Below are 14,277 nucleotides of genomic sequence, written 5' to 3'. Positions count from 1 at the left end.
GGGGCCCGCGGTGCCCGGATCCGGCTACGCGGTCGACCTCTACCAGGCGGACAGGCCCCTGGGCGCGGGGCTGCTGCTCACGCGCTGCTTCGTCCTGACGGCCGACCACTGCCTGCGGTACCTGGCCGGTGACGAGGAGCACGTCAGCGTGCACCTCGGCGACGGCACCGCGGTCGGCGGGCGCGTCTGCCGGCGCATCGAGGAGGCCGACCTCGCCCTGATCGAGGTCCTCGAACCGGAACTGGTGCCGCTGGCCCTGCCCGTCGGTGACCTCCCCCGCCGCGGCGACCGCTGGCGCGGCCTGCACCGGCCGTCCCTCAGCGACCCCCACCTGGGCGGCCGCGTCGACGCGGACGCCGTCGACTACACGTGCGTGGGCGGAGGGCGCATCCAGGCCATGCAGCTCGTGGCGGAACAGGCGCTCGGCGACTACTCGGGCTATTCCGGCGGGCCGGTAGAGCGCGTGACCACGGCGGAGCGGGGGGCGGCCCTGCTGGGCGTCCTGATCGAGCAGTATCCGGACCGGCAGGCTCCCGGCCGGGCGGCGAACGTGCTGTTCGCCGTACCACTGCGGGAGGTGATGAGCCGCTTCCCCCACTTCCGGACGGACCACCTGCTGCGGGCGCTGGATCCGCCCGCGAGCACAGCCGATCCGGCGGGGCGGCACGAGGAGCAGTCCGCTACGAGAGGGGCCGTGGTTCCTCCGCCGGTCGCGGTGCCGGTCCCGGAGAACGGCCCTCCCGGAGGGGATTCCGCTCCCGTCTCCGTCGACATGGCCGTCGCCAAGGGCGAGGCGCTGCTCAGTGCGCTCAAGGAGTGGTCGGAACGGGGCCTCATCGACCCGGGGCAGGTGGCCGGGCTGCAGGTGCACATCGCCAAGAACGTCGTCGACCTGGCGCTGGGGGGTGAGGCGTCGTGACGGATGAACTGCGGGAGGCCGTCGGGCAGGCGGAGGAGGCGGTGACCGGCGGGGGCGCGGCGGGGGCGGCGCTCGCCGTGACCGCCGGGGCCGCGCGCCGCGCCGTGGTGGCGGGGCGCCCCGGCGCCGTCGAGGACGTCTGCTACCTGGCGACGCTCCTGCATGCGCTGGGCCGGTGCAAGACGGCTCTGGTGATCCTGCGCTCCGGGTCGGTCGCCGTGCCGCGCTCCCCCGCCCTCGACGGCTCCGCCAAAGCCGCGGCGCTGAACAAGCTGGCGGCGAGGATGGTCGACCTCGGAGAGCTGGAGGAGGCACGGCGCACGCTGGAAGCCGCGCGGGAATACGACGCCGAACAGCGCGTACGGGCCGAGACGTTCGCCAATCTGGCCGCCGTCCACGCGCGCGCCGGCGACTTCGAGAAGGCCGAGCTCGTGGTGGGGCGCGCGCGCCTCGCGCTCGACGGGGGCGACGAGCGTCAGGTGCGCCTGCTTCTCGCCTCGGTCGACCTTGCGCTCGCGCGCTGGAGCAACGACCCCGTACAGCTCGGCGAGGTGGCCGCCGACGTGCGCGAAGCCGACCGGCGGGCGCTGGGCGCGCCGGAGCCGCAGCGGTCCGCGGACGTCTCGGCGCTCGCCTTCCGGGCGGCGGTGGAGTTCGAATGGGCGCGGTCACTGCGCGCCCACGAGCGCATGGTGCAGGTCACCGACGTGCTGGCGACCGTCGCGGCCCGGGCGGCCGCCGAGCTGGGCGCCCGTCACCCGCAGACCGTGACCGTGGTGGCCGACCTGGCCTGCGCGGAGTACGAGACCGTGCGGCGGACGGACGATCTGCCGCGCCTGCAGCGCGCCGTACGGGCGCTGGAGGAGGCGGCGGAACAGGCCTCGGACTGCTTCGGCGACCTCCACCCCCTCACCATCACCGCGCTGACGAACCACGCGTGCGCCGAACTCGACCTCGCGCGGGCCATGGAGTCGCCCGGTCGCATGGCGTACGCGGAGGAGGCCCTCGACGAGGCCGACCGCGTCGCCACGGCCGGCTTCGGAGCGGAGCACCCCATGGCGCTGCTGGTGAAGGGGACCTTGAAGGCGTGCCGCCGGATGCGGGGCACGGACGGGGCGGAGATCGGCTACGGCAGCCAGCTCGTCCTGGTGCGTACGGCCGTCGGCGACGAGTGGCACCCCCGCGAGGAGCTCGTGTCGCCGGACGTGGCCTCGCGGGTGCTGAAGTCCGGTCCGCTGCCTCATCCCGCCTCCGCCTCACTGGAGTTACTCGGGCTTCTGCAGGAAAGTCACGAACTCGCGCTCTCCCACAGCCGGCAGGGGAACTGGATCCAGGCGCTCAGGGCGCACCGGCAGGTTGCGGCGGCCCGCGAGCGCGTGCTCGGGCAGGAGCACCCCGAAACCCTGGCGAGCCGGTACGAGATCGCCTTCGCGCTGTCCAGGCTGGGCCGTCACGCCGACGCACTGGGGTTCTTCGGGCAGGTCGCCGGTGCCCGCGCCCGGGTGCTCGGCCCCGAGCATGCGGACACGCTCGCCGCCCGCCAGGAGATGGCCTACGTCCTGGGCCGGCTGGGGCGGCACTTCGAGGCCTTCCAGCTCTACTCCGAGGTCCTGGGCGTCCGGGAGCGCACGGCGGGCCCGGAGCATCCGGACACGCTGCGCTGCCGGCACAATCTCGCGTTCGCTCTCGGGCGGCTGGGCCGCTGGGAGGAGGCCTACCCCATGGCGTGCGAGGTGGCGGCCGACCGGACCCGTACGCTCGGCCCGGAGCACGCCGACACCCTCGCCACGCTGTACGAGGTCGGCTGCGCGCTCGGTGCGCTCGGCCGGTGGGAAGCGGCCCTCGCGATGTACTCCGGTGTCGCCGGGGCACGGAGCCGCACGCTCGGCCCCGACCACCCCGACACCCTCGCCGCCCGCTACGAGACGGGTATCTGCCTCGGGCGCCTGGGGCGCAGCGCGGAGGCCCTCGAGGCCTACGACGCGCTCGTCGCGGACCGTGAGCGCGTCGAGGGCCCGGAGGCTCCGGAGACCCTGCGGGCCCGGCACGGGCGGGGCGTCAACCTCGGCCGGCTCGGCCGCTGGGAGGAGGCCTTGGCGGAGGCCCGGCTGGTCTGCGAGCTGCGGGAACACGTGCTCGGTCCCGAGCACCCCGACGCGCTCGTCAGCCGCCGCGAAGTGGCCGTCTCCTTGGGGTGGCTGGGCCGCTGGGAGGAAGCGCTCGTCGCGTACCGGCATGTGGCGCGGGAGCGGGAGCGCGTGCTGGGGTCCTCGCACGGCGACACCCTCGCGAGCCTCAACGACGAGGCGCACTGTCTCGAACAGCTCGGTCGCGTGGCCGAGGCCACGGCGCTCTTCCGGCGGGTGGCGGCCGCGCGTGCCGCCGGCCGCCCGCACGGCGTTGACGGGGCATGAGACCACTCGCCGCATCCGTTCCGCCCAGGACGCTGATCGTCACGCTGTTCCTGGCCCTCGCCACCGTGCTCGCCCTCGCCCCTCCCCCGTCCCGTGCTACGGGCCCCTCCCCCGTCCGGGACCTCTACGGCTCGGACGTCAGACGCCTGCCGACCACGCGTCCCGTCGTCGCGCTGACGTTCAACGCGGCGTGGGACGAGGCCGGTATCGCGGACGTGCTCGGTACGCTCACGCGGCTGGGCGTGCCCGCGGCGTTCTTCCCCACGGGGGACTTCGCCGACCGGCACCCCCGCGCCGTGCGGGCCATGGCGGAGCACGGGTTCGGGCTGGGCAACCATTCGTACAGCCACCCGTATTTCGACCGCATCGGCGCCGGTGAGGCGCGGGAGGAAGTCCTGCGCGCGGACCGGGCGATCCGGCGGGCCGGGAGGGTGGAGCCGCTGCCCTTCTTCCGTTTCCCGTACAGCGAGGCACCCCCGGACAAGGTCGCGCTGGTCAACTCGCTGGGCTTCGCGGACCTCGAATTCACGACCGACACGAACGGCTACCTCGGCGCTTCCCAGGGCATGACCGCCGACCGGGCCGTCCGCCGCGCCCTGGACGCGCTGACGCCGGGGGCGGTGATCCAGATGCACGTGGGCAGCGACGACGGCGGCCCCGTGCTCGACGCCCTGGCGCTGCCGAGGATCATCGCGGGTGCGCGGGCGCGGGGGTACGGCTTCGCGGATCTGCGCGCATATGCCGGGAGGGCCTGCCCGTTCATCCGTTCCGGTCAACTACCGCACACGATCCCCTACTCTGCGTATTCACCTGTCACTCTGTGTGCATGACGCTGACATGGGCGAAGCCCGCGGCACCCGCCGGCATCGAAGACGTACTGGCGCAGATGCGGATGCTGGACGGGGCCCTGCCGCCGCGGGATGGGGTGCACGTCTTCAACCGCGTGTACCTGAGGGTCACGGAGCGGGTCGCCGAGCAGGCGGGGGCCGGAGGGTTCACGGACGGGGCCGCGGCCACGGAGCTCGCCGTGCGGTTCGCGGCGCGGTATCTGGCCGCCGTCGACCACACGGCGGCGGGCCGGGAGCCGCCGGCGTGCTGGCGGCCGCTGTTCCAGCTGCGGGGCCACCCGGCCGTCCGGCCCCTGCAGTTCGCGCTGGCGGGGATCAACGCCCACATCGGGCACGACCTCGCGCTGGCCCTCGTCGACACCTGCCGCGCACTGCGCGGCCGGCCCCACCTGATGGAGGCCGACTTCGAGCGCGTGGGCGGGCTGCTGGTCGCCATGGAGGAACGGATCCGTGAGGATCTGATGCCCGGTCCGGATCTGCTGGACGTCGCCGATCCGCTGACGCACCTGGTGGGTTCGTGGTCCCTGCAAGCCGCGCGGCGCGGGGCGTGGGCGTCCTTCCGCGCGCTGTGGGCGGTGCGCGGCCTGCCCGACGTGGCCGAGGAGCTGACCGGCCGGATCGACTCCGGCGTCGGGCTGGTGGGGCGCTGCCTGCTCACGCCCATGGGGTGAGGCCCCCCGGGCTGGGGGGCTCGGGGGGCCTCGGTCCGGGAGCCCGGGTCAGTCCTCGGGCAGCTCGACGGGCGCGAGCTCGTCGTAGCGGTCGCCCGGGCCCGGGTTGGACGGGTCGGTGCCTCCGCCGAACTGGTGCATGATGCCCCACACGGCGTTGAGCGCGGTCTGCACGGCGCCCTCCGCCCAGCCGGCGGTCCAGGAGATGTCGTCGCCCGCGAGGAAGAGCCCGCGCTTGTCCTCGGGCAGGCGGTCCTGCATGAAGTGGGTGAACAGACGCCGCTGGTAGCGGTAGTGGCCCGGCAGGTTGGCCTTGAACGCGCCCATGAAGTAGGGCTCGTTCTCCCAGGAGACGGTGACCGGGTTGCCGATGATGTGCTTCCGGATGTCGACCTTGGGGTAGATCTCGCCGAGCGACTTGAGCATGACCTCCAGGCGCTCGTTCGCCGACAGCGGCAGCCACTTGAGGCTGTCGTCGCACCAGGTGTACGAGAGGCAGATGACGGCCGGCTTGCCGGGCCCGTCGTCCAGCAGGTAGGTGCCGCGCGTCATCCGGTCGGTGAGCGTCATCGACATGACGTCCCGCCCGGTCTCCTCGTCCTTGTCCAGCCAGAACGGCCGGTCCACCGGCACGAACAGCTTGGAGGACTCCATGTAGTGGGTGCGCTCCATCGCCGTCCAGTGGTCGATGGGGAACAGCGAGTCGTCGCAGGCGATCTTCGACAGCAGCATCCACGACTGGGCGGTGAAGACCGCCGCCTTGTAGGTGCGGATGTCGCCGGAGGCGTCGGTGACGGTGATGCCGTTGCCCGCGGTGCGGTGCAGACGGGTCACGGCCGGGCGCGGGTCGCCGCCGTGCAGCGAGGACAGCGAGGTGCCCGGGGCCCAGTGGACGAGCTTCTCCGGCTCGCGCTCCCACAGGCGCACCGGGAGCTGCTGGCTGCCGCCGACGATGCCGCGGTGGTGGTCGTCGGCCTCGGTGTAGACGACCCGCAGGATCTCCAGGATGGAGTTGGGGAAGTCGGTGTCCCAGCCGCCGGTGCCGAAGCCGACCTGGCCGAAGATCTCACGGTGCCGGAAGGACTTGAACGCCTCCGACTCGCACAGGAAGCCGTAGAAGGTCTGGTTGTCGAGCTTCTCGACCAGCTTCGCCCAGATCTCCCGGATGCGCGGCACGTCGCGCTCGCGCAGGGCGCGGTTCATGTCGGAGAAGTCCGCGCCCTCCTCCAGGCAGGCGTTCCACGCCTCGGCGACCTCGCGGTAGACCGGGGGCAGGTCGTCGATGGTGTGCGCGTAGTGCGACTCGCCCTTGAGGTCCACGACGGTCGACGGGGTGTCGGGCGCCAGCGGGTTGGGGAAGGGCTTGGTCTCCAGGCCCACCAGGTCGATGTAGTACTGCAGCGCGGTGGAGCTCGGGGGGAAGCGCATCGCGCCCATCTCGGCGGTCAGCGAGGGGTCGCAGCCCTCGAAGCCGACGGTGCGCAGCCGGCCGCCGATCTTGTCGGCCTCGTAGACGACGGGCTTGAGGCCCATCTTCATCAGCTCGTAGGCGGAGATGATGCCCGACAGGCCGCCGCCGATGACGGCGACCTCGGTGCCGTGCTCGGTGGCCGGTATCTGCCCGAGGCCTGCCGGGTGGGCGAGGAAGTCGTCGTACGGGAAGGGGAAGTCCGGGCCGACCATGGTGATCGGCGGCAGCGCCGGCTCCGACGGCTCGTCGTGGGCGGCGGTGGGCACCATGGACGTCATCGGCTGAACTCTCCTGCGAAAAGTGGGGGTTGCGGCTCTGAGGGGGCCCGGAGGCGGTGGGTCAGACGAGTGAGGCGTACAGCTCCGGACGCCGGTCGGCCAGGTAGGTGTTCTCGGCGCGGGAGGCCTTCAGCAGCGCCGGGTCGACGTCGGCGACGATCAGGTCCTCGCCGCTGCCCGCCCGCGCCCGTACGGTCCCGTCGGGGGCGGCGAGGCAGCTGAGGCCGGCGAAGGCGAAGTCGCCCTCCTCGCCGCAGCGGTTGGCGTAGGCGATGTAGAGCTGGCTCTCCCAGGCGCGGGCCGGGACGATCGTCTGCGGGACGATCTCGTACGGGCGCATCAGCGCGGTGGGCGCGAGCAGCAGCTCGGTGCCGGCCAGCGCATGGGCCCGCACCGGCTCGGGGAACTCGACGTCGTAGCAGATCAGCAGGCCGAGGCGGAGGCCCGCGAAGTCGGCCTGCACGACGGCCTCGGAGCCGGGCCGGAAGTGGGCCGTCTCGTACGCGCCGAAGAGGTGGGTCTTGCGGTAGTTGGCCAGGCGGGCGCCGTCGGGGCCGATGAGCTGCAGGGCGTTGTAGACGGTGCCGCCGTCGGCCTCGTCGCGCTCGGGGTAGCCGTAGCCGACGGCCAGGCCGTGCTCGGCGGCGATGCGGGCGACCGCGCGGGCGCCGGGGCCGTCGGCCGGCTCGGCGCGCTCGCTCACCGCGTCCCCGAGGGCGTAGCCGGTGAGGAACAGCTCGTTGGTGAGCAGGATCCGCGCTCCCGCGGCGGCGGCCCGGCGGGCGGCGCCGTCGAGGGCGGCGAGGCTGTCCGAGGTGGAGGAGGGAACGCCGGCGGGGCCCTGGTACAGCGCGATACGCGGCGGCGTCATGCGGCCTCACTTCACCTGGTTCGGAGGGGGCGTGCGGTGCCCCCTGCGGGGCGTCGCGTTAAGACGCCTTGACGGTACGGTCCGCCGTCCTGACCGGACAAGGCGCCTCCGTTGCGTGGAGGTGGATGATTCGTTGCGCCTTTCTGCCGTTTCAGCGCGATTCGTTGCGCGGGGCCTCGCCGGGGCTCACATGGCCATGCCCGGGACCGGTCCGGCACTGCCGGACCGGTCCCGGGCGCTCAGCTCTTCGGGCCGGCCGGCGCCACCGCGCGGACCGTGTCGCGGACGATGTCGCGGAGCCAGCGGTGGCCGGTGTCCGCCTCGTGACGGGGGTGCCAGGCCATGGAGACCTCGATGGGCGGGAGGTCCAGGGGGATGTCGAAGGTCATGAGGCCGAGCGCGTCCGCGGCCGGGCGGGCGACCCGTTCCGAGACGAGGCCGACGGCGTCGCTGCCGGCGATGACGAAGAGGGCCGAGGCGAGCGTGGGGGCGGTGCCGGCCACGCGCCGCCGCAGGCCGTGCGCGGCGAGGGCCTCGTCGACGGGCCCGGAGAGACGCCCGCGCCGGGAGTCGACGAGGTGGCTCGCGGCGGCGTAGCGGCGCAGGGTGACGGCCCCGTCGAGGAGGGGGTGGCCGGGCCGGGCGACGCCGACCATGCGGTCGGTCGTGAGGGGCTCGACGCGGATCTCGGGTTCGTTGCGGTCGATGACGCCGATCTCCAGGTCGAGAGGGCCGTCGCGGAGGGAGGGGACGCCGGCGGCGTCCTCGGCGAGGAAGCGCAGGGTGACGCCCGGCGCCTCCCGGGCGGCGCGGCCGAGGAGGGCGGCGCCGAAGGCCAGCACGTGGCTGTCGTGGCCGCTGAGGGTGAAGGCCCGCTCCAGGCCGGCCGGGTCGGCGGGCGCCGCGGGGGCGAAGAGGGAGCGTGCGTCGGCGAGGACGCGGCGCACGTCGGCCCGCAGGGCCAGGGCGCGCGGGGTGGGGACCATCCGGCGGCCTGCGCGGACGAGCACGGGGTCGCCGAGTGCGCGCCGGATGCGGCCGAGGGTGCGGCTCATGGCGGGGCCGGACAGGCACAGGCGCTCGGCGGCGGCCGTGACGCTCTCCTCGGCGAGCAGGGCGTCGAGGGCGACGAGCAGGTTCAGGTCGATTCTGGCCAGCTGGTCGGTCGGTGGGGCGGGGACGGGCCCCTCAGCCGCTTCTTTGCGCATGACGCAAGTATGGCGTGCACACCATGCGCTTGAAGGCAAGTGAAGGCGGTCCCGACGTCGGGGCACACCCGTACGCCGACCCCTGAAGGGGCTGTTCCGTCAGCTTGCCGACGCGGGCCCCCGCGGCGGGGCTCAGGAAGGAGCGCCGGAGCTGAAGCGGCGCAGCAGCGGGGAGAGCACGAGCACGGACTTGGTGCGCTCGACGAAGGGCTCCCCCGCGATGCGCTCCAGCACGCGCTCGAAGTGGCGCATGTCGGAGGCGAAGACCTGCACGAGGGCGTCGGCCTCGCCGGTGACGGTGGAGGCGGACGCCACTTCGGGGTAGCGCGACAGGCCGCGGTGGATGGCCTCGGGCGAGGTGTTGCGGCGGCAGTAGATCTCGATGAACCCCTCGGTCTCCCAGCCGAGGGCCGCCGGGTCCACGCGGACGGTGAACCCGGTGATGGCGCCTTCGGCGCGGAGCCTGTCCACGCGCCGTTTCACGGCGGGCGCCGACAGACCGACCTCCGCGCCGATGTCGGCGTAGGAGCGCCTGGCGTCCTCGGCCAGGGCGTGCACGATGCGTTCGTCGAGCTCATTCAATCGCACGGCGGGTGGATCACATTTCTACGGGTAACCAGCTACTGCTACTACCAGCAGTAGATCACGTACCCGGCCGTGGTCCCGACACATGTTCCCGCTCCGCCCGCCGGGTCCGCGGACGGCGGACCCGGCGGGCGGGATCACGGGAGTGGCAGGGAGAAGATCACTTCTTCTTGCCGCGGGCCTTCTTCTGCCGCTTCGGCCGGCTCTTGCCGGCGGCCTTCCTGGCCGCCGTGCCCCCGGCCTTCGCCGCCGGCTTCGCCTGGGCCCTGGACCCGGGCTTGGCCTCCGCCTTGGACGCGGGCTTGGCCTCGGCCTTGGGCGCGGGCTTGGCCGCCGGCTTCGCACCGGCCTTGGCCACGGACTTCGCCGCGGGCTTCGCACCGGTCCCGGTGCCGGCCCCGGCGGCCACCGGCTCCTTCGTCAGGACGGCCCCGGCCGCCCCGTCGACGGCGAGGCGCGACCGGCGCATGCCGTAGAAGAAGTAGATCAGCAGACCGACGAGCATCCAGCCGCCGAACACCTGCCAGGTGACGATGTCCAGGCTGGCCATCATGTAGAGGCACATGGCGAAGCCCAGCACCGGGAAGATCAGGCCGAGCGGGATCTTCGCCGAGCCGATCGGGATGCGCACGCCCGAGAGCGGCACCTGGAAGCTGCGGTGCATGTCGGGGCGGGTGAAGCGCAGCACGATGACGGCGATGTTCACCAGGGCGAAGGCGAAGAGCGTGCCGATGCTGGTGGCGTCGGCGAGCTGGCCGAGCGGGACGGCGGCGGCCAGGACGCCGCAGAACAGCGAGACGATCACGGTGTTCGCCATCGGCACGCCCTTGCGGTTGACCTTGGCGAAGGCCTTGGGGACCAGACCGTCGCGGGACATCGCGAAGAGGATGCGGGTCTGGCCGTACAGGACGGTCAGCACGACGCTCGCAATGGCGATGACGGCGCCGGCGGCGAGCAGCACGGCCCAGAAGCTCTGGCCGGTGACGTCCTTCATGATCCCGGCGAGCGCGGCCTCGGAGCCCTCGAAGTCGCCCCACGGCATGGCGCCGACCGCGACGGCCGCGACCAGCACGTACAGCACCGTGACGATCAGCAGCGACAGCATGATCGCCTTGGGCAGGTCCTTCTTCGGGTTCTTGGCCTCCTCACCGGCGGTGGAGGCGGCGTCGAAGCCGATGTAGGAGAAGAACAGCGTGGCGCCCGCGGCGCTGACACCGCCGAGGCCGAGCGGCATGAACGGGGCGTAGTTGCCGGCGCGGATGCCCATGAAGGCGACGGCGCAGAAGAGCAGCAGGGCCACGATCTTCACGCCGACCATGATCGTGTTGGCGCGGGCGCTCTCCTTGGCGCCGCCGATCAGGAAGGCCATGCACAGCAGCACGACGAGCAGGGCGGGCAGGTTGAAGATGCCGCCGTCGGCGCCGGGCGGGTTGGCCAGGGCGGCCGGGATGGTGACGCCGATGGTGCCCTCGAGGAGCTCGTTGAGGTACTGGCCCCAGCCGACGGCCACGGCCGCCACGGAGACGCCGTACTCCAGGATCAGGCACCAGCCGCAGACCCAGGCGATGATCTCGCCGAGGGTGGCGTAGGCGTACGAGTACGAGGAGCCGGAGACCGGGATGGTGCCGGCGAGCTCGGCGTAGGACAGGGCCGAGAACAGTGCGGTGATGCCGGCGAGCACGAAGGAGATCACGACGGCCGGGCCGGCGTCGGGCACGGCCTCGCCGAGCACGACGAAGATGCCGGTGCCGAGCGTGGCGCCGATGCTGATCATGGTCAGCTGCCACATGCCGAGCGAGCGGCGCAGGCTGCCGCCCTCACCCTGGCCGCCCTCGGCGACCAGACGCTCGACGGGCTTGCGGCGCATCAGGCGGGCGCCGAAGCCGGTGGACTGCAGCGGGGGAAGCTGCTTGCCGCCGGTGGCAGGTGGCGCAGTGCCTTGGTCCAACACGGGGTTGCTCCGTTCATGACTGCCGGTCGGGGGTACCGGTGCGGAAGCGGGGGTCCGCGGCGGCACCCGGGGCGCGCCGACATGGCAGAGCAATCCCGTAGCGAGGGGTACCGCCGAGCAAGCGGTACCCGCCACTCCACGTTCTGCGCAGACCCTACGAGGTCAGGGCCCGCGCTCGTAATGCACCATTCTTGCGTATGCCCGGCTGATCATTGCGTCCGGGTGGCCAGAACAGGTGATCGTTGCACGTCACATTATGAATCGGTACATCGGGAGCAAAAAAGGGGCGCGGTCCGGCGAACCGGAACATTCCTCCGGAAAACGCGAAAAGGGGCGCGGTCCGGATCGGACCGCGCCCCTTCTCCGGGGTCGTGCGGGATTACTGCCAGCTGGCGTGCAGCGGCTTGCCCTCGGCGTAGCCGGCGGCGCTCTGGACGCCCACGACGGCACGCTCGGCGAACTCGGCCAGGGAGCCGGCGCCCGCGTAGGTGCAGGAGGAGCGGACACCCGCGATGATCGAGTCGATCAGGTCCTCCACGCCCGGGCGGGCGGGGTCGAGGAACATGCGCGAGGTGGAGATGCCCTCCTCGAACAGACCCTTGCGGGCCCGGTCGTACGCGGACTCCTCGGAGGTGCGGTTCTGCACCGCGCGGGCCGAGGCCATGCCGAAGGACTCCTTGTAGAAGCGCCCGTCGGCGGTCTGCTGGAGGTCGCCCGGGGACTCGTAGGTGCCCGCGAACCAGGAGCCGATCATCACATTGGACGCGCCCGCGGCCAGGGCCATGGCGACATCGCGCGGGTGACGGACGCCACCGTCGGCCCACACGTGCTTGCCGTACTTCTTCGCCTCGGCGGCGCACTCCAGGACGGCGGAGAACTGCGGGCGGCCCACGCCGGTCATCATGCGGGTGGTGCACATGGCGCCCGGGCCCACACCGACCTTGATGATGTCCGCGCCGGCCTCGATGAGGTCGCGCACGCCGTCGGCGGCGACGATGTTGCCCGCGACGATCGGGACCTGCGGGTCGAGCGCCCGGACGGCCTTGATCGCGGAGATCATCGACTCCTGGTGGCCGTGCGCGGTGTCGATGACCAGCGTGTCCACGCCGGCCTCGAGCAGCAGCTCGGCCTTGCCCACGAAGTCGCCGTTGATGCCGACGGCCGCGGCGATGCGCAGCTTGCCGTCCGCGTCGGTGGCGGGGGTGTAGAGCGTCGCGCGCAGGGCGCCGCGGCGGGTCAGGATGCCCGCGAGGCGGCCGTCCTTGTCGACCGCGGGGGCGAGCTTGCGGTGCGCGGCGTCGAGCTGGTTGAAGGCCTCGCGCGGGTCGATGTCCGCGTCGAGGAGGAGCAGCTCCTTGGACATGACCTCGGACAGCTGCGTGAAGCGGTCCACGCCGGTCAGGTCGTGCTCGGTGACGACGCCGACGGGGCGGTGGTCCGCGTCGACGACGACGCCGGCGCCGTGCGCGCGCTTGGGCAGCAGCGACAGCGCGTCGGCGACGGTCTGGGAGGGGCTGAGGACGATCGGGGTGTCGAGCACGTGGTGGCGGCTCTTGACCCAGGAGATGACGTCGGTGACGACCTCGATCGGGATGTCCTGCGGGATGACGACCAGGCCGCCGCGGCGGGCGACGGTCTCCGCCATGCGGCGGCCGGCGATCGCGGTCATGTTCGCGACGACGAGGGGGATGGTGGTGCCGGTCCCGTCCGGCGCGGAGAGGTCCACGGCCTGGCGGGAGCCGACCGCGGAGCGGCTCGGCACCATGAACACATCGTCGTACGTCAGGTCGTACGGCGGCTTCTGGTCATTAAGGAAACGCATACTGGCTCTCTCACCTGCGGTTTTACGTACAGAGCGGGTGGGGAGTCAGACCGGGCCGACACCGGATCGGGCTGAGGTTCCTGGACCCATCATCCACGATTTCCGGGCGCCGTGGCGAACTGGCGTCGCATTCTGTGACTTCGGCCAAGCGGCCCGGGCAAGCCCTGTGGCATCGCCCGAGCCGCCCGGCTTGCCCGTTTTTACGCGGTGGCGGTGCTGGAGATCTCCACCCCGGCCAGATCCGTGTACTGCACGCCGCGCGGCGTGCGGTGGCTGCCGACCAGCTGGTGACTGTTGGAACGGGCCACCGTGAGGAAGTTGTCCACCACCAGCGACCGGGTGGCCCGGCGCCAGGCCACGGCGATCTTCGTCACCGGGACGGGCCCGGTGAAACGGCGTACGGCCATGCCGTGCCGGGCGAACCGCTCGGCCACCCGCCGGTCCATGACGGCCACGGCCGTGCCCCGCTCGACGAAGGCGCACACGCTCTCGTAGTCGGGCTCCTCCTGGACGATGTGGGGCGAGACCTCGCCCCACACCTGGCCGACGATGCGGTCGTAGAGCTCCGGCGCGAGCTTCCTGGGCCACATCACGAGCGGTTCCTCCCACAGCTGCTCGCGCGTGACGCGCAGGGAGGAGGCGAGGCGGTGGCCCGAGGGGAAGACGGCCACCAGCTCCTCCTCGGCGAGGACGAAGGAGTCGACCTCGGGGCAGCTGGCCTCCTGCCGGATGAAGGCGACGTCGACCCGGCCGTCGCGCAGCATCTCGATGTTGCGGGCCGAGCAGCCGGAGTCGGTCTCCACCCGGACGGCCGGGAAGCGCTTGCGGAACTCCTCGACGATGTCCTGCTGCCCGAGGGACGCGCCGGAGAGGCTGTAGGCCAGGCCGATCGAGCCGGCCCGGCCGGTCGCGACCTCCTGCAGGCGGGCGGTGAGGTCGTCGCAGAGGGAGAGGATGCGGTCCGCGCCCTCCACCAGCTCCCGGCCGGCCTCGGTGAGTTCGGCCCCCTTGGCCCCGCGGCCGGTGATGAGGTCGACGCCGACGTCCTTCTCCAGGGCCTTGACCTGTTGCGACAGTGCCGACTGCGTGATCCCCAGCGATTCGGCCGCCCGTCCGAAGTGGAGTTCTTTGGCGAGCACGACGAAGTATTTCAGGCGTCGCAGGTTCATCATGTGGCCCGGATCCCCCTTTGTGGCGCTGTGTGCCGATGAGTTGGCCCCGGTCGTCAGGGGCGGCTGT

Annotated in this window: 11 protein-coding genes; 4 read left to right on the top strand and 7 right to left on the bottom strand. The window is 72.5% G+C overall.

The genetic code is table 11. From position 1 onward, the window contains the following. The first annotated feature begins 10 nt into the window (after positions 1-10). The 4 genes from V7793_RS12305 to V7793_RS12290 are packed head-to-tail and all read left to right on the top strand — an operon-like array spanning position 11 to position 4,852. Positions 11-919, top strand: coding sequence for a serine protease (locus tag V7793_RS12305; RefSeq protein WP_336005637.1), 909 nt, complete (start codon positions 11-13; stop codon positions 917-919). Next, on the top strand, positions 916-3,333 hold the full coding sequence (locus V7793_RS12300; RefSeq protein WP_336005635.1) for a tetratricopeptide repeat protein: 2,418 nt from the start codon (positions 916-918) through the stop codon (positions 3,331-3,333). Before V7793_RS12305 ends, V7793_RS12300 begins: the two co-directional genes overlap by 4 nt. Then, the gene (locus V7793_RS12295) at positions 3,330-4,163 is read left to right on the top strand and encodes a polysaccharide deacetylase family protein (RefSeq protein ID WP_336005634.1); all 834 of its coding nucleotides are present in this window, start codon (positions 3,330-3,332) and stop codon (positions 4,161-4,163) included. The genes V7793_RS12300 and V7793_RS12295 overlap by 4 nt, the downstream gene beginning before the upstream one ends. Further along, a complete protein-coding gene (locus V7793_RS12290) occupies positions 4,160-4,852 on the top strand; it encodes a DUF5995 family protein (RefSeq protein ID WP_336005632.1) in 693 nt (230 codons plus the stop codon). The genes V7793_RS12295 and V7793_RS12290 overlap by 4 nt, the downstream gene beginning before the upstream one ends. 48 nt (positions 4,853-4,900) lie before the next feature. Here the strand turns inward: V7793_RS12290 and V7793_RS12285 are convergent, their stop codons facing one another. The 7 genes from V7793_RS12285 to V7793_RS12255 all read right to left on the bottom strand — a co-directional run bounded on the left by V7793_RS12285 (position 4,901) and on the right by V7793_RS12255 (position 14,210). Beyond that, the gene (locus tag V7793_RS12285; RefSeq protein WP_336005630.1) at positions 4,901-6,601 is read right to left on the bottom strand and encodes a flavin monoamine oxidase family protein; all 1,701 of its coding nucleotides are present in this window, start codon (positions 6,599-6,601) and stop codon (positions 4,901-4,903) included. 61 nt (positions 6,602-6,662) lie between these two features. Next, the gene (locus V7793_RS12280) at positions 6,663-7,472 is read right to left on the bottom strand and encodes a carbon-nitrogen hydrolase family protein (protein ID WP_336005628.1); all 810 of its coding nucleotides are present in this window, start codon (positions 7,470-7,472) and stop codon (positions 6,663-6,665) included. A 239-nt stretch (positions 7,473-7,711) separates the two neighbouring features. Then, positions 7,712-8,680 (bottom strand): LysR family transcriptional regulator, encoded by a 969-nt coding sequence (locus tag V7793_RS12275; protein WP_336005625.1) that lies wholly within the window; start codon positions 8,678-8,680, stop codon positions 7,712-7,714. 132 nt (positions 8,681-8,812) lie between these two features. Then, complete coding sequence (locus V7793_RS12270; RefSeq protein WP_030365350.1) at positions 8,813-9,268, bottom strand: Lrp/AsnC family transcriptional regulator; 456 nt, start codon at positions 9,266-9,268, stop codon at positions 8,813-8,815. Positions 9,269-9,425: 157 nt separating this feature from the next. After that, positions 9,426-11,216, bottom strand: coding sequence for an amino acid permease (locus tag V7793_RS12265; RefSeq protein ID WP_336005619.1), 1,791 nt, complete (start codon positions 11,214-11,216; stop codon positions 9,426-9,428). Positions 11,217-11,595: 379 nt separating this feature from the next. Continuing rightward, the gene (locus V7793_RS12260; protein ID WP_336005618.1) at positions 11,596-13,038 is read right to left on the bottom strand and encodes a GuaB1 family IMP dehydrogenase-related protein; all 1,443 of its coding nucleotides are present in this window, start codon (positions 13,036-13,038) and stop codon (positions 11,596-11,598) included. A 200-nt stretch (positions 13,039-13,238) separates the two neighbouring features. Further along, complete coding sequence (locus V7793_RS12255) at positions 13,239-14,210, bottom strand: LysR family transcriptional regulator (protein ID WP_336005616.1); 972 nt, start codon at positions 14,208-14,210, stop codon at positions 13,239-13,241. Between the last annotated feature and the right edge of the window lie 67 nt (positions 14,211-14,277).

The organism is Streptomyces sp. KLMMK, assembly GCF_036961605.1.
GTDB lineage: Bacteria > Actinomycetota > Actinomycetes > Streptomycetales > Streptomycetaceae > Streptomyces > Streptomyces telluris.
The sequence above is the reverse complement of the archived record's forward strand: the minus strand, read 5'-3'. Positions and strand labels throughout refer to the sequence as shown.

What these genes read in the sequence shown, in the direction of transcription:
- V7793_RS12295 (WP_336005634.1), top strand. Translation starts at nt 3,330, where the DNA reads ATGAGACCACTCGCCGCATCCGTTCCGCCCAGGACGCTGATCGTCACG.
- V7793_RS12290 (WP_336005632.1), top strand. Translation starts at nt 4,160, where the DNA reads ATGACGCTGACATGGGCGAAGCCCGCGGCACCCGCCGGCATCGAAGAC.
- V7793_RS12285 (WP_336005630.1), bottom strand. Translation starts at nt 6,601, where the DNA reads ATGACGTCCATGGTGCCCACCGCCGCCCACGACGAGCCGTCGGAGCCG.
- V7793_RS12280 (WP_336005628.1), bottom strand. Translation starts at nt 7,472, where the DNA reads ATGACGCCGCCGCGTATCGCGCTGTACCAGGGCCCCGCCGGCGTTCCC.
- V7793_RS12275 (WP_336005625.1), bottom strand. Translation starts at nt 8,680, where the DNA reads ATGCGCAAAGAAGCGGCTGAGGGGCCCGTCCCCGCCCCACCGACCGAC.
- V7793_RS12260 (WP_336005618.1), bottom strand. Translation starts at nt 13,038, where the DNA reads ATGCGTTTCCTTAATGACCAGAAGCCGCCGTACGACCTGACGTACGAC.
- V7793_RS12255 (WP_336005616.1), bottom strand. Translation starts at nt 14,210, where the DNA reads ATGATGAACCTGCGACGCCTGAAATACTTCGTCGTGCTCGCCAAAGAA.